Source organism: Caldanaerobacter subterraneus subsp. tengcongensis MB4 (assembly GCF_000007085.1).
Classification (GTDB): domain Bacteria; phylum Bacillota; class Thermoanaerobacteria; order Thermoanaerobacterales; family Thermoanaerobacteraceae; genus Thermoanaerobacter; species Thermoanaerobacter subterraneus.
Genome location: NC_003869.1, coordinates 1,236,965 through 1,259,578, shown reverse-complemented (window position 1 = coordinate 1,259,578; position 22,614 = coordinate 1,236,965). Strand labels below are relative to the sequence as shown.

21 protein-coding genes and 1 pseudogene are annotated in these 22,614 nt (G+C 39.3%); all 22 read right to left on the bottom strand.

What is annotated here, in order from left to right; genetic code table 11:
- Positions 1-3 precede the first annotated feature (3 nt).
- The 22 genes and pseudogenes from TTE_RS05985 to ortA all read right to left on the bottom strand — a co-directional run bounded on the left by TTE_RS05985 (position 4) and on the right by ortA (position 22,613).
- Complete coding sequence (locus TTE_RS05985) at positions 4-1,602, bottom strand: peptidoglycan D,D-transpeptidase FtsI family protein (RefSeq protein ID WP_011025578.1); 1,599 nt, start codon at positions 1,600-1,602, stop codon at positions 4-6.
- Positions 1,603-1,647: 45 nt separating this feature from the next.
- Positions 1,648-2,871 (bottom strand): peptidase U32 family protein, encoded by a 1,224-nt coding sequence (locus tag TTE_RS05980; protein WP_009610701.1) that lies wholly within the window; start codon positions 2,869-2,871, stop codon positions 1,648-1,650.
- Positions 2,872-2,874: 3 nt separating this feature from the next.
- The gene (locus tag TTE_RS05975; RefSeq protein ID WP_009610698.1) at positions 2,875-3,513 is read right to left on the bottom strand and encodes an O-methyltransferase; all 639 of its coding nucleotides are present in this window, start codon (positions 3,511-3,513) and stop codon (positions 2,875-2,877) included.
- Between the two features lie 12 nt (positions 3,514-3,525).
- Positions 3,526-4,572 carry an endolytic transglycosylase MltG gene (gene mltG / locus TTE_RS05970; protein ID WP_011025577.1) on the bottom strand — a complete coding sequence of 349 codons (1,047 nt, stop codon included), beginning with the start codon at positions 4,570-4,572 and terminating at the stop codon, positions 3,526-3,528.
- A gap of 81 nt (positions 4,573-4,653) precedes the next feature.
- Positions 4,654-5,124 (bottom strand): QueT transporter family protein, encoded by a 471-nt coding sequence (locus TTE_RS05965; RefSeq protein ID WP_011025576.1) that lies wholly within the window; start codon positions 5,122-5,124, stop codon positions 4,654-4,656.
- A 23-nt stretch (positions 5,125-5,147) separates the two neighbouring features.
- Positions 5,148-6,812, bottom strand: coding sequence for a ribonuclease J (locus TTE_RS05960; protein WP_011025575.1), 1,665 nt, complete (start codon positions 6,810-6,812; stop codon positions 5,148-5,150).
- Between the two features lie 86 nt (positions 6,813-6,898).
- A complete protein-coding gene (locus tag TTE_RS05955) occupies positions 6,899-7,336 on the bottom strand; it encodes a Fur family transcriptional regulator (protein WP_011025574.1) in 438 nt (145 codons plus the stop codon).
- A gap of 194 nt (positions 7,337-7,530) precedes the next feature.
- Positions 7,531-7,821: a DUF1292 domain-containing protein gene (locus tag TTE_RS05950; protein WP_011025573.1), complete on the bottom strand. Its 291-nt coding sequence runs from the start codon at positions 7,819-7,821 to the stop codon at positions 7,531-7,533.
- Positions 7,822-7,889: 68 nt separating this feature from the next.
- Positions 7,890-8,309: a Holliday junction resolvase RuvX gene (gene ruvX, locus TTE_RS05945; protein WP_011025572.1), complete on the bottom strand. Its 420-nt coding sequence runs from the start codon at positions 8,307-8,309 to the stop codon at positions 7,890-7,892.
- A 45-nt stretch (positions 8,310-8,354) separates the two neighbouring features.
- Complete coding sequence (locus TTE_RS05940) at positions 8,355-8,609, bottom strand: IreB family regulatory phosphoprotein (RefSeq protein WP_031314153.1); 255 nt, start codon at positions 8,607-8,609, stop codon at positions 8,355-8,357.
- 45 nt (positions 8,610-8,654) lie between these two features.
- Positions 8,655-11,291 carry an alanine--tRNA ligase gene (gene alaS / locus TTE_RS05935; protein WP_011025570.1) on the bottom strand — a complete coding sequence of 879 codons (2,637 nt, stop codon included), beginning with the start codon at positions 11,289-11,291 and terminating at the stop codon, positions 8,655-8,657.
- Positions 11,292-11,495: 204 nt separating this feature from the next.
- Positions 11,496-12,899: an ISLre2-like element ISTte3 family transposase gene (locus TTE_RS05930; protein WP_011024560.1), complete on the bottom strand. Its 1,404-nt coding sequence runs from the start codon at positions 12,897-12,899 to the stop codon at positions 11,496-11,498.
- Positions 12,900-13,004: 105 nt separating this feature from the next.
- The gene (locus tag TTE_RS05925) at positions 13,005-14,030 is read right to left on the bottom strand and encodes an AI-2E family transporter (protein ID WP_041587152.1); all 1,026 of its coding nucleotides are present in this window, start codon (positions 14,028-14,030) and stop codon (positions 13,005-13,007) included.
- Positions 14,021-14,185: a hypothetical protein gene (locus tag TTE_RS14025; protein WP_162828797.1), complete on the bottom strand. Its 165-nt coding sequence runs from the start codon at positions 14,183-14,185 to the stop codon at positions 14,021-14,023. Before TTE_RS14025 ends, TTE_RS05925 begins: the two co-directional genes overlap by 10 nt.
- A gap of 83 nt (positions 14,186-14,268) precedes the next feature.
- Positions 14,269-15,363, bottom strand: coding sequence for a tRNA 2-thiouridine(34) synthase MnmA (mnmA, locus tag TTE_RS05915; protein ID WP_011025567.1), 1,095 nt, complete (start codon positions 15,361-15,363; stop codon positions 14,269-14,271).
- Between the two features lie 30 nt (positions 15,364-15,393).
- A complete protein-coding gene (locus tag TTE_RS05910) occupies positions 15,394-15,843 on the bottom strand; it encodes an RrF2 family transcriptional regulator (protein WP_011025566.1) in 450 nt (149 codons plus the stop codon).
- A gap of 90 nt (positions 15,844-15,933) precedes the next feature.
- Positions 15,934-16,997 (bottom strand): annotated as a pseudogene (gene orr / locus TTE_RS05905) (ornithine racemase Orr).
- A gap of 16 nt (positions 16,998-17,013) precedes the next feature.
- The gene (locus TTE_RS05900; protein WP_011025565.1) at positions 17,014-18,357 is read right to left on the bottom strand and encodes a GlmL-related ornithine degradation protein; all 1,344 of its coding nucleotides are present in this window, start codon (positions 18,355-18,357) and stop codon (positions 17,014-17,016) included.
- Positions 18,341-20,545, bottom strand: a complete 2,205-nt coding sequence (gene oraE, locus TTE_RS05895; RefSeq protein WP_011025564.1) for a D-ornithine 4,5-aminomutase subunit OraE — start codon at positions 20,543-20,545, stop codon at positions 18,341-18,343. Before oraE ends, TTE_RS05900 begins: the two co-directional genes overlap by 17 nt.
- Positions 20,526-20,909, bottom strand: a complete 384-nt coding sequence (locus TTE_RS05890; protein ID WP_011025563.1) for an ornithine aminomutase subunit alpha — start codon at positions 20,907-20,909, stop codon at positions 20,526-20,528. The genes oraE and TTE_RS05890 overlap by 20 nt, the downstream gene beginning before the upstream one ends.
- Positions 20,906-22,315, bottom strand: a complete 1,410-nt coding sequence (ortB, locus tag TTE_RS05885; RefSeq protein ID WP_041587151.1) for a 2-amino-4-oxopentanoate thiolase subunit OrtB — start codon at positions 22,313-22,315, stop codon at positions 20,906-20,908. The genes TTE_RS05890 and ortB overlap by 4 nt, the downstream gene beginning before the upstream one ends.
- Positions 22,302-22,613 (bottom strand): 2-amino-4-oxopentanoate thiolase subunit OrtA, encoded by a 312-nt coding sequence (ortA, locus tag TTE_RS05880; protein ID WP_011025561.1) that lies wholly within the window; start codon positions 22,611-22,613, stop codon positions 22,302-22,304. The genes ortB and ortA overlap by 14 nt, the downstream gene beginning before the upstream one ends.
- Position 22,614 lies beyond the last annotated feature (1 nt).

Sequence of the window (22,614 nt, the reverse complement as noted above, 5' to 3'; positions counted from 1 at the left end):
ACATCAGTATTTAATTATCTCTTCGGCTATTTCTTTGAAAATAGGAGCGGCCTTTATTCCCCCTGTGTCTCCGTTTTTAACAAATACAGCAATAGAATACTTGGGATTTTCATAAGGCACAAAGCCTACAAACCAGGCATGATATATATTTAATTCTTTGTTGACCTCTGCAGAACCTGTCTTTCCAGCACTTTTGCAAAAAGTCTCTGCTCTTTTGCCTGTCCCCTCCGGGTCAACCACCACTTGCCTCATCATATACCTCAAAATTTTGGCTGTGTTACTTTCTAACACTCTATATGATTCTCGAGGCGGAAATCTCTTAACCTCCTCTCCCTTTTCATCCACCACTGCCTCCACAAGACGCGGTACATTCCTTATACCATCATTCGCAATTGTAGCTACTATATCGGCAGCTTGAAGCGGAGTCATCAAAACTTCTCCCTGGCCTATCGAAAGATTTCCAATGCCAGCGCCGTATGTGTCAGAAAGCTTTGGAAGCCTTCCTATTTGCTCCGGTATTGGAAGACCATCGTCTTTCTCTATCCCAAATTTTCTTGCCATGTCTAAAATAGCTTTTGCACCTGTTATCTCCCCTATCCTTATAAAAGTTGTATTGCAGGAAACTGCAAAACCTTTGACTATATTTATCAAGCCATGGCTCTCTCCCTTAAAATCGTGAAAGACAACTCCATTTATATCGTAACTTCCACTGCAGTAAAAAGTATCTTCTAAGCTGACTTTCCCAGATTCTAAAGCTGCCGCAGCAACTATGATTTTAAAAATAGATCCAGGGGGATAGCCAGATACAGCCTTATTTATAAACTCTTCATTAGAGCTTTTTAAATAATCTTCTATCCTGTTCTGGTCAAAATTAGGCCTACTCGCCATCGCTAGTATATTCCCTGTTTTTACCTCCAGTACAACTGCTGCTCCTTCTATCCTACGCCTGTCAAGTACATCTTCCACCACCTTCTGTATATGGTAGTCTAGAGTGGTTTTTACACCAAAAACTTTGTCGTGAACGGTTTGTATTTTTACACCTAATCCCTTTATATAGTCATTTCTGCTGCCATCAGTAAAGACTGCAATGCTGTCGCTGGCATCTGTAGCCAAAACCTCATCAAAAGATTCCTCCAACCCCATCTTTTTATCTCCAAGATATCCTATCACATGCCTTGCAAGAGAGTTTGAAGAATACCTCTGTGGAAGCTCGAGTTTAAAAATTCCAACAGGAAGAGAAAAATCTACATCCCTTCTTATCTCATATCTGATATAGTCTTTATTTCTCTTTAAATCTTCTCTAATCTTTTCGGAAGAAATTTCTGTAATCTCACTGAGTATTTCTGCTGCCCTTTTTTTATCATTTATCATTTTGGGTATTGCAAAGACATACTCTTTGTAGTCTCTATCTGTGAAAGGTATCATGTTTCTATCGTATATATCTCCGCGCTTTTCTGAAATTTTAAAGCTTTTAATTCTCTGTTCCATTGCTTTTTCAGAATAAAAATTATATTTTACTACCTGTATGTAAAAAAGCCTTCCAGCCAATATAAAAATCATAAGGGCCAAAACTATACGCAAAAAAACTATCCTTTTCTCCATAAAAATAGCTCCTTTCAGGAACCAGTATTCCCAAAAGGAGCTTTTTTAAACATTATTTTTAGATTCTCTTCTTAAAATATAAAGCTCTTCAACAGGATTAACAACAGGAATTTTCACTATCATCTGGGGGTGCGGAGCTACTTCGATCTCTCTTCCTTCCTCATCCCACATCTTCTCAATTTTCTGCTTAAATTGAACCTTAGGCCCTATAACTTCCACTTCATCCCCAACAAACATTCTGTTCCTCTGCTCCACAATCGCTATCCTCGTCTCAGGGTCATATCTCTTGACAATGCCCACAAAGTCATGGGTGCGGATGTACTTAGAAGACTCATAATTTTGAGCATCTGCCCCCGGCCTGCCAAAATAAAAGCCTGTGGTAAATCCTCTGTGGCTTGCCTTCCCCACTTCCTCAAGAAGGCTCCTGTCAAAAACGTAATCCTTCCCTTTTTCAAGGTAATCGTCAATTGCCTTCCTATAAGCCCGTGTAACCACCGCAACGTAATATGCGCTCTTGTTTCTCCCCTCAATTTTAAAACTTGTAACTCCAGCTTCTACCAATTGAGGAATGTACTCTATCATGCACAGGTCTTTTGAATTTAAAATATAAGTGCCTCGCCCGTCTTCTTCAATAGGAAAATACTCTCCCGGCCTTTTTTCTTCCATCAGGTAATATTTCCACCGGCAGGGCTGCGCACATTCCCCTTTGTTGGCGTCTCTTCCTGTCAGGTAATTGCTCAAAAGGCATCGCCCTGAATAGGATATGCACATAGCACCGTGCACAAAAGCCTCCAATTCTAAAGAAGGAGGCGTCTTATCCCTTATCTCTTTTATTTCCTTTAAAGAAAGCTCTCTTGCTAAAATTATTCTCTTTGCACCTAATCTGTGCCAGAAATTTGCAGTCAAGTAATTTACAGTATTAGCCTGAGTGCTTATGTGTACATCTATCTCAGGAGCAATTTCCTTAACTATAGAAAAAACTCCCAAATCAGAGACAATAACAGCATCTACTCCGAGGTCTATAACTTTTTTAATGTATTCCGGCAGCTCTTCTAAATCCTTATTGTGGGGAAAAATATTTATGGTGATATAGGCTTTTCTGTTGCTTTTTTTTAAATATCTAACACCCTCTTTTATCTCATCAAGTGTAAGCCCCACATAGGCTCTTAAGCTGTAATTTTGTCCTCCAAAGTAAACAGCATCTGCTCCGTATTTTACAGCAACCTTTAGCCTTTCCAAATCTCCAACTGGCGCCAAAAGCTCTAACATAAATCACTCCTCCCTAATGCTTAAAGCCAACCCATCTCCTAAAGGCAAAATCACCGTGTAAAAATTCTTGTCCTTTTTCAACACTTCTATAAACTCCCTCATCCTGTACACAATCGTTCTTCTCTTGTGCTTTACATGTTCTTCACCAACTACATAACCCTTGTACAGGATGTTATCCCAGAGGACAATCCCATCTTGTGGAACAAATTCTCTTATCTTTTTGTAAAACTCCAAATACTGGCCCTTTGCCGCATCCACAAAGATAAAATCGTACTCATTCGTCAGATTGTCCAGTACCTCTTCTGCCTCTCCGCAGATTAAATCAATCCTTCCCTCTATCTTAGCTCTTTTAAAGTTTTTCTTTGCAATCTCAGCAAGGTTTATATCCCTTTCAATTGTAACAATTTTAGAGTTTTGATAGGCCCTTGCCATTATTATGGTGGAATATCCTATGGCTGTTCCTATCTCCAGTATATTAAGAGGCTTTTTAAGCCTCACCATAAAGCTCAAAAAAGCTGCTACTTCAGGTTTTGCTATAGGAATGTAATTTTCTTCTGCAAATTTTCTCAATGGCTTTAAGTCTTCATACAACTCCTCGTGAAAAGACCTTATAAACTGTATATCACGATAGGTTATCTCCATCGCCTCAACCCTTCACTTTTTATTTTGCTCCCTTTCCACTTCTCTTTGAGCTTTTAAATGCTCCTGATAAGTTCTGCTAAAGATGTGTGTTCCATCTCCTCTGGCCACAAAATAATAATAGTCATGTTTAGAAGGATTTAAAGCAGCCTCAATGGATTTAAGTCCGGGATTGCAAATAGGTCCAATAGGAAGCCCGTAATGTTCATAGGTATTATAAGGAGAATCGACTTTTAAGTCCTGATATGAAAGCACTTCCTTATGAGTTCCTAAAGCGTATTCAACAGTAGGACAAAGCTCCAGCTTCATCTTTTTCTTCAGCCTGTTGTAAATAACTCCTGCGATAATAGACCTTTCCCTGTCCAACACAGCTTCTTTTTCTACAATTGATGCAACAATCACAATCTCATCGGGAGTCATCCCCATTCTTTGAGCGTTGTCTTTGATTACAGTGTTGTACACTTCTTCAAACCTTTTTAACATCATGTTTATTATCTCTTTTTCGTCAGCATTTACAGGAATAAAATAGGTATCGGGGAAAAGGTAACCTTCTAATCTATTGGGCCTATCTCTCGGTATGTTTTTTAAGAAACTATATTCAAAATCGCCATTCTGCGCTACTTCTAAAAATTTTTTCTCATCGACAAGCCCTATTTGAGCCAATTTTTTCGCTATATCTTTAACAGTATACCCTTCGGGAATTGTGACTTTAAAAACATCCATTTCAGATTTTCCTGCTGCTATTTTTTCAATAATCTGGTCAACTGTCATATTCTGACTTAATAAATATTTTCCAGCCTTCAGCTTACCATCTGCTTTTAATATTTTTGCCCGCCATACAAAAAACCACTCATTTTTAATCAAATTTTTTTCTTTCAAAAGCTTTGCTATCTGGTGAGTAGAATAGCCACTGGGTATATTCACAACCACTTCCTCTGATGCCCTTGTAGACACAGGCTTAAAAAGGCTTTGATAATAAAAAGAAGCAGAAACAAAAAGAAAAATTAAAACTATCACAAGTATAAAAAATTTGCTTTTACCTTTTGTTTCGACTTTATTCATCTTATTTCTCTCCTTAGAGGGGTATACATAAATTATACAATTAATTGAAAATAAAAACAAGTAAGCCTAAAAGCTTACTTGTCACAGTGAGTATCTGTCTTTAATCCTTTTATAGGCAATTAAAACAGCATACCCAAATACACCTGTCACAATTGCCTCACTCAATGCAATGTCAATTGCCACAATGTAATAAGGCATTTTTAGGAAATAGCTCACCCATATTGAAACAAACAAAGCGTTCAAAATAATGGGAGGCAAAATAGCCTGATAAAACTTTTTTGCCTTTGATGTAAGGTACGCAGCTATAAGGGTTACAAAACTCCCTCCTAAAATATCTATAATGCCAAAGGGACTCCCTATATTTGCTAAAAGACATCCAATGAAAACACCCCAGATAGCCGCCGGCTCTATCATCGGCAGAACCACCAAAGCCTCTGAAAGCCTAAACTGAATAGGGCCATAGGAGACACTGCCGAGCAAAAAAGTCACTGCAAAATAAATTGCTGCAATAACTCCCGCTTTCGCAATGTATTTTACATCAATTTTACCCATTTTTCCTCTCTCCATTCTTTGTGTTAAATTTCCATTATAATAGGCAGTATCATTGGATTCCTTTTAGTTTTCTCATAGAGGAAATTGCTTAAATTATCCTTTATCATGGATTTTATAGTAGCCCACTCGTTGATTTCTTCTTTTTCACATTTTGCAAGGACTTCTCGTACGATGTTCTTGGACTCCTCCATCAAATCTTCAGACTCTCTCACATACACAAATCCGCGTGAAATAATATCTGGCCCTGCTATCACCGCTCCAGTCTCTTTGGAAATCGTGACAACCACAACTAACAGGCCATCCTGGGCAAGGTGCTTTCTGTCCCGCAGGACTATATTGCCCACATCTCCAACTCCCAATCCGTCCACCAATACCTTACCGGCTGTGACTGTACCTGCAATTCTACCTGAATCTTTCGTAAATTCCAGCACTGTACCGTTGTCCACTACAAAGATGTTCTCCGGCGGCATTCCAAGGCTTTCAGCAAGTTTTGCGTGCTGCACCAGGTGCCTGTACTCGCCGTGAACAGGTATGAAAAATTTCGGCTTTATAAGGGTGTGCAAAAGTTTGATCTCTTCCTGGCATGCATGTCCAGAAACGTGTATATCTGCTAAAGCTTCATATATCACATTGGCACCCTTTTTGAAAAGCTGATTTATAACTCTTGAGATCAATCTTTCATTTCCCGGAATTGGAGAAGCCGAGATTATGACAGTGTCTCCAGGGACAATCTCCACTTTTTTGTGTTCAGAAGAGGCCATTCTGGTAAGTGCCGACATCGGTTCACCTTGACTTCCTGTGGTGATTATCACTACTTTGTTGTGGGGAAGTTTATTCGCCTCATCCAAATCTATCAAAAGCCCTTCTGGCACTGTCAGATATCCAAGCTCCATGGCTACATTCACAACATTTACCATGCTTCTTCCTGATATGGCCACTTTCCTTCCGTACTTCTGTGCGGAATTTATTATCTGCTGAACCCTGTGAATATTTGAAGCAAAAGTGGCTACAATTATCCTCTGCTCAGCCTTTCTGAAAAGATTATCAAAAGTCTCCCCTACTGTTCTTTCAGACATCGTATAGCCCGGCCTTTCAATGTTCGTGCTGTCACACAGCATCACCAGTACGCCCTTTTCTCCCAATTGTGCAAACCGGTGCAAATCCGGCACTTCCCCGTCTATAGGCGTAAAATCGATCTTGAAATCCCCTGAGTGAAAAACCGTACCTACAGGCGTGTGAATAGCCAAAGCTGCTGAATCTGCAATGCTGTGGGAAGTCCTTATAAACTCTACTTTAAACTGGCCGATCTCAACTGTCTCTCTGGGTTTTACAGTGATTAGCTTACTGTCTCTCAAAAGTCCGTGCTCTTTTAATTTGTACTCAACCAACCCAATTGTAAGTCTGGTACCATAAATTGGAACATTGAGCTGCTTCAACACGTAGGGCAGAGCCCCTATGTGGTCCTCGTGGCCATGGGTGAGCACAATTGCTTTAACTTTTTCCCTGTTTTTCAATAAATAAGTAATATCGGGAATGACAAGGTCAATTCCTAACATCTCATCATCAGGGAAAGCGAGGCCACAGTCTACAACTATGATATCATTTCCATACTCGAATACAGTCATGTTTTTGCCAATTTCATTTAATCCGCCCAAAGGAATTATCTTCAGTTTTGCCTTGTGCGCCAAATACCTTTCTCCTTTCGTTAGATATTTTTTTACCCCTCTCCCCTTTAAATAAAAATAGACCCGTACCTTACACCAGTTAATATAAATTATACTTTATTTCTACAATTACTGCAATAACCGTAGAATTTCACGTTGTGGTCAACAATTTCAAAATTCTTCGTCTTCTCAATCAGCTTCTCCAAGTCTTCCAGCAAATCTCCTTCCATTTCTATGACATTTCCGCACTTTAAACATATCAGGTGATGGTGCTGATGAGCATCTTCCTGGTAAAGCTCATACCTGTTCCGTCCCTCATCAAAATTCAATTTATATACAAGTCCCAGTTCCTCAAAAAGCTGTAGAGTCCTGTAAACTGTAGCCAAGCCTATCTCAGGATACTTCCGCTTAACAAGGTCGTATATCTCTTCTGAAGACAGATGTTTATTTTTATTTTCCATTATCACGTCCAGAATTACCCGCCGCTGCGTAGTCAACTTAAAACCCTTCTCTTTCAATTTTTCCTTAAGTTTATCAAATTCATTCACTTTTTTCACCACCAAATTATTTCAACTACAAATAGTTTATGATATTCATTTTCAATTGTCAACAAGTTTTTCTCAAAAAATATCAACTATTATTCGCCGTCTTTAATTTCAATTGAAAACAGACAAAATAAAATTAAGATATACCCAAAAAGGGTATACCTTAATTCCCAATCCCTTTATTCATCAAAATTTAATCACTCATCATCATCATCAAAATCTTCTTCATCATAATAATCTTCATACTCTTCCATCAGCTCATTGTACGCCTCGACAGCATCATTGAACTCATCTTCATCCTCAATCGCTACGAAAATGTCATTGCCATCTTCGTCCTGCTCTACCCTCAGGATATAGGCTTCTTCTCCATCTCCATCCACAGGCACCACAACTGCATATCTGTTGTCATCCACATCAAAGGCGGCTACGAGCTCAAAATCTACCGGATGGCCATGTTCGTCAATCAACTGAATAATTTCTGGTTCCATAAACTTTCACCTCAATTCTACCAAGATAATGTAATTGTATAACATCTCCAGCCAGCTGTCAAGGCTTTTTAGGAATTTTTTTGAGAGTCAAGATAGCTCTGGAGTATTATAGTAGCAGCAAGTTTGTCAATCACCTTTTTCCGCTTTCCCCTTGACATGTCCACTCCTTCTATCAAAAACCTTTCCGCCTGAAGGGTAGTAAGCCTTTCATCCCAAAATACAACAGGAATTCTTAACACCTCTCTTAATTTTTCTCCAAACTTAATGACTTTTTCCCCCTGAGGTCCTATTGAACCGTTCATGTTTTTTGGAAGACCCACCACAACTTTTTCTACGCTATATTTTTTCACAATTTCCTCTATTGCTTTCACATCTTCTACAAAACTTTTTCTTCTTATAGTTGTAATCCCCTGGGCAATTGTTGAAGAAACATCGCTTATTGCCACTCCAATGGTCTTGTCTCCTACGTCCAATCCCAATACTCTCAAGTTACACCCCGTCCTTAAAAAAATGCCTCACGCGAGGTGAGGCATTTATTCTTTGCTCAAGTAACTTTTTAGAAGTTCTTCCACCAGCTCATCTCTTTCTATTTTTCTTATGAGGTTTCTAGCATTTTTGTGGCTAGTGATGTAAGTAGGGTCTCCAGAGAGAATGTACCCAACTATTTGGTTGACAGGGTCGTACCCTTTTTCTGAAAGCGCCTCGTAAACTGCTTCTAAAATCTCTTTCACAGATTTTTTGTCCTTAGACACAGTGTACTTTATGGTCTGCTCATTTTTTTCAACCAATGCAATCACCTCTGACTCTATCATACCCCATCAAGAAGGCCACAGTCAAGCCTTTAACTGTCCTTTTACAATTTCAATAGCTTTTTCCAGAGCCTCTTTCACCTTTGAAATATTTTTGCCTGTTCCCTGGGCCATTTCTGCTCTTCCGCCGCCATTCCCCTCGGCTATGCTGCATGTCTCTTTAATAACTGCTCCCATGTTTACGCCTTTTTCTACAGCATCTTTTGTGGCCATTCCTACAAACAAGGCTTTATCTTTAGAGGAAGAAGCTAAAATCACAGCTGCGCTCTTCAACCTATCTTTAAGAATATCTCCTAAAGTCTTTAAAGCCTCCATATCGTAATCTTCCACTCTGGAAGCTATGACTTTGACGCCATCTACAGAAATAGCCGAATCTATCAGGGTTTCTGCTAAAATGCTTGCAATCTTTGTCTTTAAACCCTCTATTTCTCTTTCTTTGTCCTTTAATGACTGCTGCAAGTTCTCTATCTTTGAAACTACTTCTTTTTCCTGCGCCTTTAAAGTTTCAGAAACTCTATCTAATATTTCTTTCTGCTCATTTAAATATTTGATGGCCTCTATACCTGTTAAAGCCTCTATTCGCCTTAATCCAGCTCCTACTGCGCTTTCTGATACAATTTTAAAAATTCCTATTTCGCTGGTATTCTTTACATGTGTACCCCCGCAAAGTTCCATGCTGTAGTCATCAATTTTCACAACTCTTACTTTGTCCCCGTACTTTTCTGTAAAGAGAGCTACAGCTCCTTCTTTCAAGGCATCTTCGTAATTTTTCTCTTCAACTACTACAGGAAGCTGCTCGTATATCTTTTCATTAACCCTTTCTTCTATCTTTTTAAGCTCCTCTTTTGAGACTGCCTGATAGTGCGAAAAATCAAATCTCAATCTATCGTATGCGACAAGCGAACCCGACTGATTGACATGGTCACCTAAAACTTCTTTCAAAGCTTTGTGGAGAAGGTGTGTAGCAGTGTGGTTTCTCGCAGCACCTTTTCTCTTTGAGACATCAATCTTAGCTACTACTTTATCTCCAACCGAAATTAATCCTCTCTCCACAGTGCCAATGTGTATGAACTTGTTCCCTACCTTTTTGCAGTCGTTCACTTTTATTAATGTGTCTTCTTCTTCAATGACCCCGCTATCTCCTACCTGTCCGCCACTTTCAGCATAAAAAGGCGTCACATCTAAAATTATACTTACATCGTCCCCTGCTTCCGCCTGCTCTACCACTTCATTGTCCTTCACGATAGCTAACACTTTAGCCTCACTTTCATAAACCTCATATCCCACAAACTTCGTAGAAATATCTCCCAAAGTGGAATATATGTCCTGCTCCCACAGGCTATTGTCTTCTTTTCTGCTGCTTCTAGCTCTTACCCTCTGCTTTTCAAGCTCTTCTTTATATCCTTCCTCATCAATTGTAATGCCTGATTCTTGCAGTATCTCTTTTGTCAAATCCAAGGGGAATCCATAAGTATCGTAAAGTTTGAAGGCTTTTGCACCTTCTAACACAGTCTTACCTTGAGCTTTGAGTTCATTTATATAATCCTGTAAGATGGCAAGCCCTTGGTCTACCGTCTCCTTAAACCTCTCTTCTTCCAGCTTTATAATCTTCTTTATATAATCTTTTCTCTCAATTATTTCTGGGTAAGCTCCTCCGTAATTTTCCACAACAGAATCTACTACTTTGTACAGGAAAGCATCATTTAATCCCAAAAGCTTGCCATGCCTTGCAGCTCTTCTAAGAAGTCTTCTTAACACATAACCCCTTCCCTCGTTGGAGGGGAGGATTCCATCGGAAATCATAAAGGTGATGCCTCTTATGTGGTCCGTGATAACCCTTATAGATACATCCTTATCAGCATCTTTGCCATACTCTACCTCTGCAAGGTCTGATATAAAGTCGCGAATGCCTCTTATCACGTCCACATCAAAAATTGTATCTACTCCCTGCATTATTGCCGCTATTCTCTCAAGCCCCATTCCTGTATCTATATTGGGATTGGGAAGTCTGTGATAATTGCCCTGCTCATCTTTATTAAACTGAGTGAAAACTAAGTTCCAGAATTCCACATACCTGTCACAATCGTCACACCCAATTCCGCAATCGGGTTTGCCACATCCTTTTTCTTCTCCCCTGTCAAAGTAAATCTCTGAACAGGGTCCGCAGGGACCTGTACCTATCTCCCAGAAATTATCTTCTTTGCCCATTCTCACTATTCTCTCTGGCGGAAGCCCTACTATCTTATTCCATATTTCAAAAGCTTCATCGTCCTCTTCATAAATGGTTACCCACAGCCTGTCAACAGGAAGCTTTAAAACTTCAGCGACAAACTCCCAAGCCCAAGGAATAGCCTCTTTTTTAAAATAATCTCCAAAAGAGAAATTTCCGAGCATCTCAAAGAAAGTGGCATGCCTTGCAGTTTTCCCTACTCTTTCAATGTCAGGCGTCCTTATGCACCTCTGACAGGTAGTAACTCTTCTGCTTGGTGGCGTTTCCTTGCCTGTAAAATAGGGTTTTAAAGGCGCCATACCAGAGTTTATTAAGAGCAAACTTTTATCATTTTTGGGAACTAAAGAAAAACTTGGAAGTCTTAAATGCCCTTTGCTCTCAAAAAAACTCAAAAATTTTTCCCTGATTTCATTCATCCCGAGCTTTTCCATAAAAATCCTCCCCTTTTATACAATAAAACCGTCCCGAACAGGCAGGGGGACGGGCTGTACCCCGTTGTTTTTGAGTATATTATACAAGATTGAAAAAAACAAGTCAATAATGGCATTTATTTGGATAGTGTCAAGATACTGTAGGATTTTTTTAAGACAACCCCTGAAACTTAATTAATTCAGGGCTTCGTTTTATCATGTTCTTTATATAACTTGTGCATATTTTAATGCTCTTAAAACCCTATATATTGGCGTTACTTTCCCTATATTCAAAACCGTAATATTGTTTATTTTTTCATTTGTAGACGTTTTAACTCTCCTTACTGCCTCTTTTATTTGCTTCTCTGTTAATTTGTAACTTCCTGCATTTATATTCTTTTTCTTGCCCCACTCTACTTCTCTTAAGTCTCCTCCATTCTTGCTAAATACCCTTAATTTCGCCATTAACTTTAATCCTTCTCTGCTCCACCCTAATGGATTCCTGCTAAGTCTTGCAGAAAATACATGGCTTATATGCCCTTCTGCACTGCACCCTATTACATCTTCGTCTTCACTGTATATCTTTATCCCTTCCCAATTGTTTAGTATGTATCTCTTCGCTTCCTTTATCTTTTCTTTTTCTTTCTCTTCTTTTGCTATCTTTATTAACTCACCAAATATTTTCTTCACTCCTTCTTTATCCCCTTCATTTATTGCTCTCCATATCTTATCCCTATACTTTGGCTCTTTTGATGTTGCTTTTAATACGTATTTGTTTAAATGATATCTGTCTAACACAAACCTTGATTTTACTATCCATTCTAATCCCTCTTTTATCCATGGTGCTCCATCTCCTGCTATGTATATCTTCTCTATCTTCTCTTCCTTGTAATTTTCTTCTATGTAATTCGCTACATCTATCCATATGTCTTCTGCTTTCTCTCCTACGTATGCCTTGTAATACACATTCTTCAGTACGTTCCTTCCGTTTTTCTCTTCCCTACCTTCATGTATGTATATCAATCGCGGTGTTTCACTGCTGCCATCTTGTAAAGGTACATGGTCTTCATCTGCTTCTATGTATAAAACCCTTACTTCCTTCTTCTCTTTTATTTCTCTCTTCACCTCTACTTCTCCTATTTCCCTTATTGCGTTTAATACCGTCTGTTTACTTATTTTCTCTGGACATGCTTTCTCGCTACTTTTCTCGTATGATTCTTCTATCGCATTTTCTACTAACTTTATTTTTACTCCCTTTTCTATCCTCTCGTGCCGTCCTATCTCTAATGCATCATCCACTAAATATGTATATCTACCATCCTCCCTTGATTTGTAATATGTCCTCTCATATTCAATATCCCCAAGGACTGTCGTTAATCTCTTTTTATCTTTCCTCTCTACTACCCATTTTTCTTTCCTTCTCTTGTCTTCTTTTATTATCCTATCTAACTCCTCAATAATTGCTTCTATTGCCTCTCTACCTAGTTTGTCCGTAAGTTCTTTTATCCTTGCTACAAGCTCTGTAATATTCATTCCATTCTTTAATAAATCCTCAAAAACATTCATCATTTCCCTAGTGAAATTTAGAGCATTTTGTAGTATAATATCCTCAAAAATATGTTTTTTCACAAGAGACACCCCTTTCGTGTTTTTTGTTTTCCACAATCTATTTTATCACAGGGGTTGTCTCTTGTTTTTTCACTTTAAAAATCCTACGATAATTTTACACTATGTTTATTTGTCTAAAAAAATTTCTGTAAAAACCTCCTTTAAAATTGCCGCAACAGGCACAGAGAATAAAAGCCCCCATACTCCAAAAAGTTCTTCTCCTAAAATAAGCACAAAAATTACTGTAACAGGGTGTAGTCCAACACTATCTCCCATCACTTTAGGAGTCACAAACACATTTTCAACCTGCTGTATTAGAAGGCAGATGGCAAAAGCCCACAAGCCTTTAAAAATTGAATCCATAAGCCCAATCGCAACCGCTGGAAGGATAGAAAGAATTGGCCCAATATACGGAATTATATTTAAAATACCTGCTATCACTCCCAACAAAAAAGCATATCTTACTTTTACGAGAGCCAATCCTAAACCTGTAAACGCTCCTACAAAAATAGACAAATAAGCTTGCGCTCTCAAGTATTTGCTCAATATCCTGTCCACTTTAAAAAGCAGTGAAAAAATTTTTTCTCGGTATTTTAATGGAATCAAACACTCAACCTGCGTCAAAAAAATGTCTTTATCTTTCAAAAAATAGAAGGTAAGAATTGGAATAATTACAATGTCTACAAATCCTTTCAGCATTCCAACTGCAGATTTAAAAAATGTATCAATAGAGGAAGCAACTCCTGCAGTTAGCACATTTAAATTTTTTTCTACAGCACTTTCAATATTAGGTGGAAGATTAGAAAGGTAATTAAATTTAAAATGATTTAAAACCGAATTTAATTCTCGCAAATATTTTGGAGCCACTTTCACAAAAGAAGCTAGTTCTCCTATTAAAATAGGAAAAACGTAGTAAGAAAAAATCAAAATTGCTGCTGCCACTATGAAAAACACTGTCAGTATAGAAAAAGTTAGTGTAAAACCTTTTGAAGTAAAGTATCTTACAAATGGATTCAAAAGATACGCCATAAGTATAGAAACAAAAAAAGGGGAAAGTATGCTTTTGATACTCACCCAGTTTTTTATGAAAATATAAAAAATCCCTAATACAATCAAAAACCATATAATGTAAACCTTGTTTTTCATCTCAATTTTATCTGTTTAACTACCCTCCACACTTTTGAAAAATTTTTCTCAAACATGTCCTTGTAACGCCTGTACTTTTTAAGGTCCATCTTTGGAATTACATAAGCTGCAGCTATAACTCCTGCCAAAAATCCTTTTAAATACTTATCTCTGTTGCTCATCCAATCCCTCCTTCTACCTTTCAAAGACTTTTGCTTATTATAGTGTTCCTCTCTATAAATAAAAAAATGCACCCCAAGGGTGCTCATCTTACTTTTTTCTCAATTATTCCTCCTCCTACTACTACATCGCCATCATAAAATACCACAGATTGTCCAGGAGTTATCGCTCTTTGTGGTCTTAGAAATCTTACTAATACTTTATCATCGCCATACGGCTTTATTATCGCCTCATCTTCTTTGGCAGTATACCGTATTTTAGCGGTAACCTTTATCTCTTCTTCCAGTTTTTCTATTGAAATGAAATTATTGTTTGAAGATATCAGCTCTTCACCCCAGACATCTTCCTGATGTCCGACGATGACTACATTGTTTTCTGGATCTATGTCCACAACATACAAAGGCCTGTCGGAAGATAAACCTAAGCCCTTTCTCTGCCCAATTGTATAGTTTATTATTCCTTTGTGATACCCTAAGAAATTGCCGTGGATGTCTCTAAATTCTCCTGGCTTTACATCTTTTTTAATCTGTCTTTTTATAAAAGCCTTATAATCATTGTCTGGAATAAAACAGATTTCCTGGCTCTCTCTTTTGTCAGCAACAGGAAGTCCTATTTTTTCAGCTAAAGCCCTCACTTCTTCTTTAGTATAGTTACCTAGGGGAAAAAGTGCGTGTTTTAACTGTTCTTGAGTCAAGCGATAGAGCATGTAGCTCTGGTCTTTTTTAAAGTCTAAGCCTTTTTTTAATAAATACCTTTTTCTGTCCTCATCGTATTCTTTCCTCACATAATGTCCTGTCGCTATATAATAAGCTCCCAATTCATGGGCTTTTTCTAAAAGGTCTCCAAATTTTATAAATCTATTGCAGAAAACACAAGGATTTGGAGTTCGACCTTTTAGATATTCGTCAATAAAATATTTGACAATTTTATCATAAAAAACTTCACTCAAATTGACAGTATAATGGGGGATTCCTAAAATCTCAGCAACTTTTTTTGCATCATGTATTGCTTTTAAAGAGCAACAGCTTTTGTCATCATCGCGGGCTTTTCCGTAAGGGTCTACCCAAACTCTCATTGTCACTCCTATAACTTCAAATCCCTGCTCTTTTAAAAGGTATGCAGTGACTGAACTATCTACTCCTCCGCTCATTCCAACTACAACTCTGTTGTTAACCTCCATGAAAAGTAAAAATTCCTCCTTTTCAAAGCTTTAAATGTAGTACATAAAAGCGCTTTTTTGATTAAGCCTTCTGTAGTCTTCCACCATGTCTTGCAAAGTGATAGAATCTATAACTTTATTTATGCTGTCTCTTATTCTCTCCATAACCAGCTTTGTAGGACAGCCTCCTGCTCTGCTGCATTCAAAAGGAGTGTCTTCCACTACACAATCTGCAGGGGCAAGAGAACCTTCTAGAGTCCTTATCACATCGCCTACAGTTATTTTATCCGGCGGAGCTGCCAGCATATACCCTCCTTGAGCACCTCTTACGCTTTTTACAAGGTCTGCTTTTCTCAAAATTGCCATAAGCTGTTCCAGATAATGTTCAGAAAGCCCTTCATTTTCTGCGATAGTCTTTAAAGAGATAGGTCCTTCCCCGTAATATAGGGCCAATTCAAACATAGCTTGAATCCCGTATCTTCCCTTTGTAGAAAGCTTCATAGTTCCTCACCCCTGAATTCCTACTATATCACCCGGATTTCAATAAAAAGCATACCATGTAACAAAGTTATTGTCAACATAAAAAGAGGCTTACGCCTCTTCAATAACTTTTTCTACATATTCTGAAGTAGAGCAAGAAAGAATTCCTCCATATCTTAGCTTAAACTTCACTACATCTCCAACTTTATAAGGATAATCGCAATTGGTCACATTCACAATCAGATGGTCACTGCTTGATCCAATCAGTTCTACACAACTATCCATAGGAATCAAATCGCCAATATTCACATCCTGCCTTCCAATTGCAAGTATAGCCCTTTTCATTATTCCCCTGTCTACGTAAACCTGTTTTTCACCAAAGGCATCCATGCCTAAAATTCCCCTTGGATAAGAGGGTTTTTCTTTAAGCTCTACTATCTGAGCCTCCAATGTGAACACATCATCATAAGTGTGGGGAATCCTATCTCCAAAAGCGGTTTCCCTACCTAAAACGATTGCCTCTCCTATTCTCAGCTGATTAATGCCACGAGGAATAAGTCCGTTCTGAACAAGATACAAGCTACTCGAATTACCCCCCGAAACTATGTCTAATTTTTGACCGAATTTTTTCTCAATGGCCTCCTTTACTTCGATAAGTTCTTCCAGTATATCCGGGGTAGGAATAACAGAACCGTAGCAGGTCAAATTAGTTCCAACACCTCTTAACCTCACTCCTTTGAGTTTTAGTATCTCTTCAGCAACTAAAAGGGCATCTTCTTTTAACACTCCCTCTCTTAAATCCCCTAAATCTATCATGAGTATTATATCGTGAACCTTGCCTTGCCTTATAGCCTCTTCTGATAAATTCTTAATTGTGCTTATCTCTGAATTTAAACTTATATCAGCGTATTTACAACCTCTTCTACTTCGCTTTCCATTGGAATCCGAAGAAGCATTTTAGGCACAGGTATGTGCTGCAATTTTTTTAAATTCTTTATCCTGGAATCTCCTAACATGTCTACTCCGGCTTTCACAAGTTCCTCAGCTACTTTGGGAATAGCACAAAAAACTTTTGTGACCCCCACTACTTTTATATTTCTTTTTCTACACAGTTCAACAATAATATGGGCGTTGTGGCGAAGCTTTTCTAAATTTATTCTCAATAAAGGATACATCTATCTTCCCTCACTTTTAAATTCCAAGGCTATTTTTCAGCAGTCTCAAAGCCTCTTCAGGGTATTTTTTAGATAAAACTCCGCAAGCCGCCATGATATAATCTCTGTCAATTAAAACTTTTGCTGAAGAAGGAGGATAGAGCTCCTTCCCAGGAGCTTTGTCATTTATGTTTTTGAGCAATTCCTCTGAACCCTCAAGTCTTGTAAAGACTCCTCCAGTTCCTATAATCCACTTTACTGCTGTCAAATCTCTTCCCTCAACGTAAAAGCTCTTTCCAGTGGGTCCAAAATAGCTGACCATTTTGCCAGCATGGCGCTTTACTGCTATTTCTACAGCTTTAGCTGCAAGAAAGAGAACAAATTCCCTCTCTTCATCTGTTGTTGGAACTGGCTTTATGTTTTTTATAAGTTCTTCAGCATTGGCAAATTTTTTATAAACTTCCTCTCCCCAGAGTTCAAAAAGATTTCTGGAATTTACAAATACCCCTAAATCCCCTTCTACAGTCCTTTTGGCCAATGGCTCCGGATTTACTGTCATCTTTTGTATCTCTTCACTTCCTTCTGTAACAGAGTGGACATCTGTAGTGGCTCCTCCTATGTCTAATGCCATAAGATCTCCTATTTCATTGTAAAGCAGTATGCAGGCTTCCATCACTGCTCCAGGAGTCGGAATGATATTACCTGTGACCAATTCTTTTACCCTGCTCATCCCCGGAGCCGTGATGATGTGCTTTTCAAACACCTGTTGAATCATTTTTCTCGTGGGTTCAACATTCAGTTTATCAATAGAAGGATATACATTGTCTACAATGTACACTTCTTGACCTGCTTCCTTGAATATATAGGCTATTTCTTCCCTGTTCTCTATGTTTCCAGCGTATATCACAGGCACGTTCAGTTTCAGTTCTGCTAACTTTTCGCCATTATAAAGGGCTGTCTCTCTGTCTCCGTAATCCACTCCACCTGCCAAAAGTATTATATTAGGTTTTATCTCTTTTATTTTTTCCAAATCGGTTCTTCTCAATTTTCCTGCAGTGATAAGCTTTATATTGGCACCTGCCCCCAAAGCCGCTTCTTTTGCTGCTCTTACAGTCATGTCATAGACAAGACCGTGGACAGTCATTTTAAGCCCGCCTGCAGCGCTACTACAGGCGAGCATTTCTTTGTACTCAAAATCCCCTATTTTACCTTTCAAATCTTCAATGGCAGCCTTGAGCCCAACATTTACATCTCCTTCTAGCACAGTAGTAGGTGCCATGCCCTGCCCTAGAAAGATCGGTGTGCCCTCTAAGTTAAAAGCATTTACAGTTGTAGTTGTACTTCCAATCTCAGCTACCAGAACATCAACTGTCCTTTTCATTTTCCATTTCCCTTCTCCTTTTAACTAAAAAGCTTGCTACCTGATTTCCTTTTGTGCCCCTGCCAAATCCGGCATCAAATCCTACGCTTTTAGCCAAATCGTTTGTAATCTGCGTTCCTCCCCCTACCAGTATCACTCTGTCTCTTATGCCCTTTTCTACACACAGGTCGTGTACTTTTTTCATGTTTTTGATGTGCACATCGTCGTGAGTTATTATGGTGCTCACCAAAATGGCATCAGCGTTTTCTTCTATTGCCGCATCTACAAGCTTTTCTACAGGAACTGACGTACCCAGGTATACCACTTTTATGCCGTATTTCTCAATCCCCCCGTGCTTTATATCCAGGATTTCCCTTAAACCGACAGAGTGTTCGTCATTTCCTACGGTTGCCGCTACAACCTTCATTGGCTTTCTCTTTATGTCTTCTTCTATTTCCTCATCTGATAGTATCTTCTCTTCAGGCGGAATTACTAACTCATTTTTATCAATGGCAAACTGAACACGACCCCTTATTTCCACATATGTTCCCTCTGCAGGGTGCATTGGAAGCTTACTTAAAACTGCTATATCAGTAAGCCCTAATTTTTCAGCGTACTTAATAGCAGCATATTCTGCAGTCCTCTCATCCACAGGCAAAAAGAGGTTCATGCTTATTACGCCATCTCCAGCCCATTCAACTTCAGGTTTTATCTTGTCTCCTTTTCTATATTCAAACGTCTCTTTTAACCTATTGTGCACATTGTCAGTTTCGTCCAGTTCGTCTATATACTGAATCTTCTCTCTCTTGCACAAAGTGCATCCATCTATTAAATCACAGGGCTTGTTAAGGCCTTCCGGCAGGTTGTTGTACCCAAAATGAGAGCATACAGGGGCCATGTAGTCCTTATCTCTCTTATACACTGTGCCAGCTCCAATTCCTCCGTTTATAGTCCTTACAATGCCATCACCGTTTCTCTCAGGATAATAGCCAGAATCTACAAAAAATCCTGCTTCCACTGCTTTAAAATATCCACCAACTTCTAGTATTTCTTCCATGAAAAGTATTGCCCTCATCTTGAGCTCTCTTACTTTCTTCCCCAATTCTCCGTCAAAATTGAGTTTTACCATTTCATTGAGGCCATCCATCCCAATCAATGCCTGTTTGGCCGTATTTATAGCGTTTATATTGTTGTAATGCCACGGAACGTTTCTTCCCTCATCGGGAGTAATTGTACTTTGGATGTCAGCAGATGTCAAGCGGGATATTAAAAGGTTTAAAACATGTGTAACTGTCGCCTCTCTTGTATCGTGTTCAATGTATTTGGTATTCATCTGCGCCCTTATCTTGTAATTTTTGAAAAGCTGCCTCAAGGCTACCGCGTAAGGAAGGTCAAGCCTTATACAGGGTGCTGGCGGAGCATCTGGCGGCACAGTAGATAAAGCTATGTTCTCAGGCTTCATTCCCACTTTCAGAGAATACATGGTATTTATAGCGTGCTGCACCAAAAGTTCTGGCATTACTTTCCATCCATATTTTGCAGTCGCATTTGCGTTGTGAGCTCCGTCAATTTGGAGCATGTCAGCATCTGCCATAATCTTTTTGGCAACTGCCGCATCCACAAAAGAGCGAACCATATTTACATTTCTATACAAAACGTTATACTGTGGGTCCTGATGAGCGCCGTTTACTCCCTCTTCCGCAAACATTACAGCTATTTCAGGCCCTGCAATTCCACTGACATATGAATGAAAATTTATAGGTCTTCCTACTTCATCCTCAATCAAATCAAGAGCTTTTCTCGTCGCTCTAACTTGTTTGCGGGTGATTGGGACTCCTCCCACTCCCTCAGGAGTTCCTTCTATCAATCCGTCAAAATGGCTCTGCCCCAAAGTCCTTATCACCATTATGTGGTCTGCACCGTGCCATGCCGCCATTCTCATTCGCCTTATGTCGTCTTCAAATCTTCCTGAAGCAATTTCAGTGGTGATCACGCAGTCTGGTTGCGGGTCAATATTTCCAAAATACTTTGCAGCAGGCAGTGGAATGCTATTTTTCAATGGCTCAGAGACCTGGTAATACTCAAAATCTCCAATTTTGCGCCTTCCTACCCCTTCCCTCCAGTGCCATCCTCTTCTTCTAGGAACATATTTGTCAAGGCCTTTTAAAATCTCTTCTATGTCAATCTTTTTATCTTTCTCCAGCTTCATTCTCTCTCGCCTCCCTTGCAATCTCATCCAACACATCTAGATACTGGCCATTTGCAAGGCCTCTTCCTGCTGTGAGATAGTCTGTTTTTGCTCTTTCTGCCACCTTGAGCACTATATGCCCTGCTCCCTTTGAAAGAAGCCCTCTTTCCTCAATTCTATTGACAATTTCCTTAGCTTCAATGCTGGAAAATCCCATTCTCAGAAGCACAGACCTTTCAATGGAAGGAGAAGTGTGATAATAAGCCAGCTCTATCAAAGGATCCACAATTTTTTCCGCCAACTCCCAAAAGTAGGCATCTAATTCTTCATCTGTCATGTGTTGCAAGTGCTTACTTCTCACTTCAAAATCGTCTTCCCTTCTCATACTAACCCTCCATTCTTTAATTCTTCAATTGTCCTTCTCACAAAATCTTCACTGGACTTGGTATCCTCAGCCAAAAATTTTATGTCTTCTTCATTTGGCATTCCAAAGTGCTGGATGCAATTTCTAATGTAAGATTTCTTCAAATTATCAAGTTTCACTTCTCTCGCTTTGACCATTGAAGGATGTTCAGGAAGAATTATGTTTTTACCCGGAACTTCCTCATCAGGATTTCCTACAAGCACCTGAACTCCATTTTGCTTAGCAAAAGTCAGCTGAGCAGTTGGGTTTTTACCTGCCCCAGTGTATTCTGTCTCCTGAACAACTATTATCTGGTCATTTTCCATCTGCTGTGCCAAGCTAAAAGCTGCAGCTAACGAGGTATTGCCAGCAGGTCCCCTCTCTAATCCTTCTAACTGAGCAAGAAGCTCTGTCATGTAAAATACTTCTCCCTGCTTTACAAGGTAATACCCGTCCATGTATCTCAAAGGCCTTGCAGCATTTCTCGGCACATCCGCCCTATCCGGCCATGTCGCAAAAGGTATGCCAAAACCGGTATGGCCTGTTGTAAAGGATTTTCTGTTAAAATCAGTGTCTGAAGCCATGTGTAGCCCTGTCAAATCAACGCTCACTCCGTACACCTTCGTATCTAAAGCCCCTGCCTTTATAAGGCCTCTTGCAGTACCTGTCAAATTCCCTCCCCCTGCGTGAGTCACAACCACTACATCAGGGAATTTGCCCGTCCTCTCTTTTACCTGATTTGCTATCTCATACCCTAATGTTTCAATACCCGCAATCCCAAAAGGCGTGTAAAGAGAAGCATTAAAGTATCCCGTCTCCTCTAAAAGCATCAAGTTTACATAAAATAATTCTGGTCCAACAGTTAGCTGTACAACCTCTGCACCAAAGGTCTCGCATTTTCTCCCTTTTTCTAGGATTTCCGGCTGACCTATACCTCTGCTGTCATATGCCTCTTGTACCACAATGCACTTTAGCCCTTTCATTGCCGCTTGAGAGGCAACTGCCGCACCGTAATTTCCGCTTGTAGCTGCTATGACTCCTTTGTAACCGTGCTTTTTCGCATGATACACAGAAACGCTAGCTCTTCTTTCTTTAAAGCTTCCTGAAGGATTGCAGGCTTCATCTTTAATAAATATTCTGGCGGCTTTGCCGGTTGGAGACACTTTTCTTGCAAGCTCCGTTAAATTTTTCAATTCTATTAAAGGAGTATTGCCCACATTGGCTTCTCTTTGTATCTTAATTATCTCTTCTAAGCTGTAACCTGTCTCTCTCATCATTCTCTCATAGTCAAAAGCAATACTGCCTGATTCAAATCTTTCATAGTCTATTCCTAGAGATTTTTTCATAATCTCATTTTTTCGCGCCATTATCTCCTTATACCTGCTCATTGCCTTCACCGCCGTACAATATTTCTCTTGCCTTCATGCCAGCCTTTATAAGCTCCGGAACTGGACTCCCAAAGTCGTGGATGTGCCGGGGATTTTCTTCTACCAAAATTCCCTCTACTATTCTTCCTGTAAATGTTTTGATCTTCGCTTTTTGGCCAATTTCAGCATCTTCCATAAGTATGCCCTTCACCCACATGGTAAGAGGCGTCTTTTTAGTATCTTCCGGGATATTTTCAGCCCTCTCGTGAGGTTCAAGGACAATCTGTTTGATTTTGACCCAGTCTCCCTTTTTGGCCATA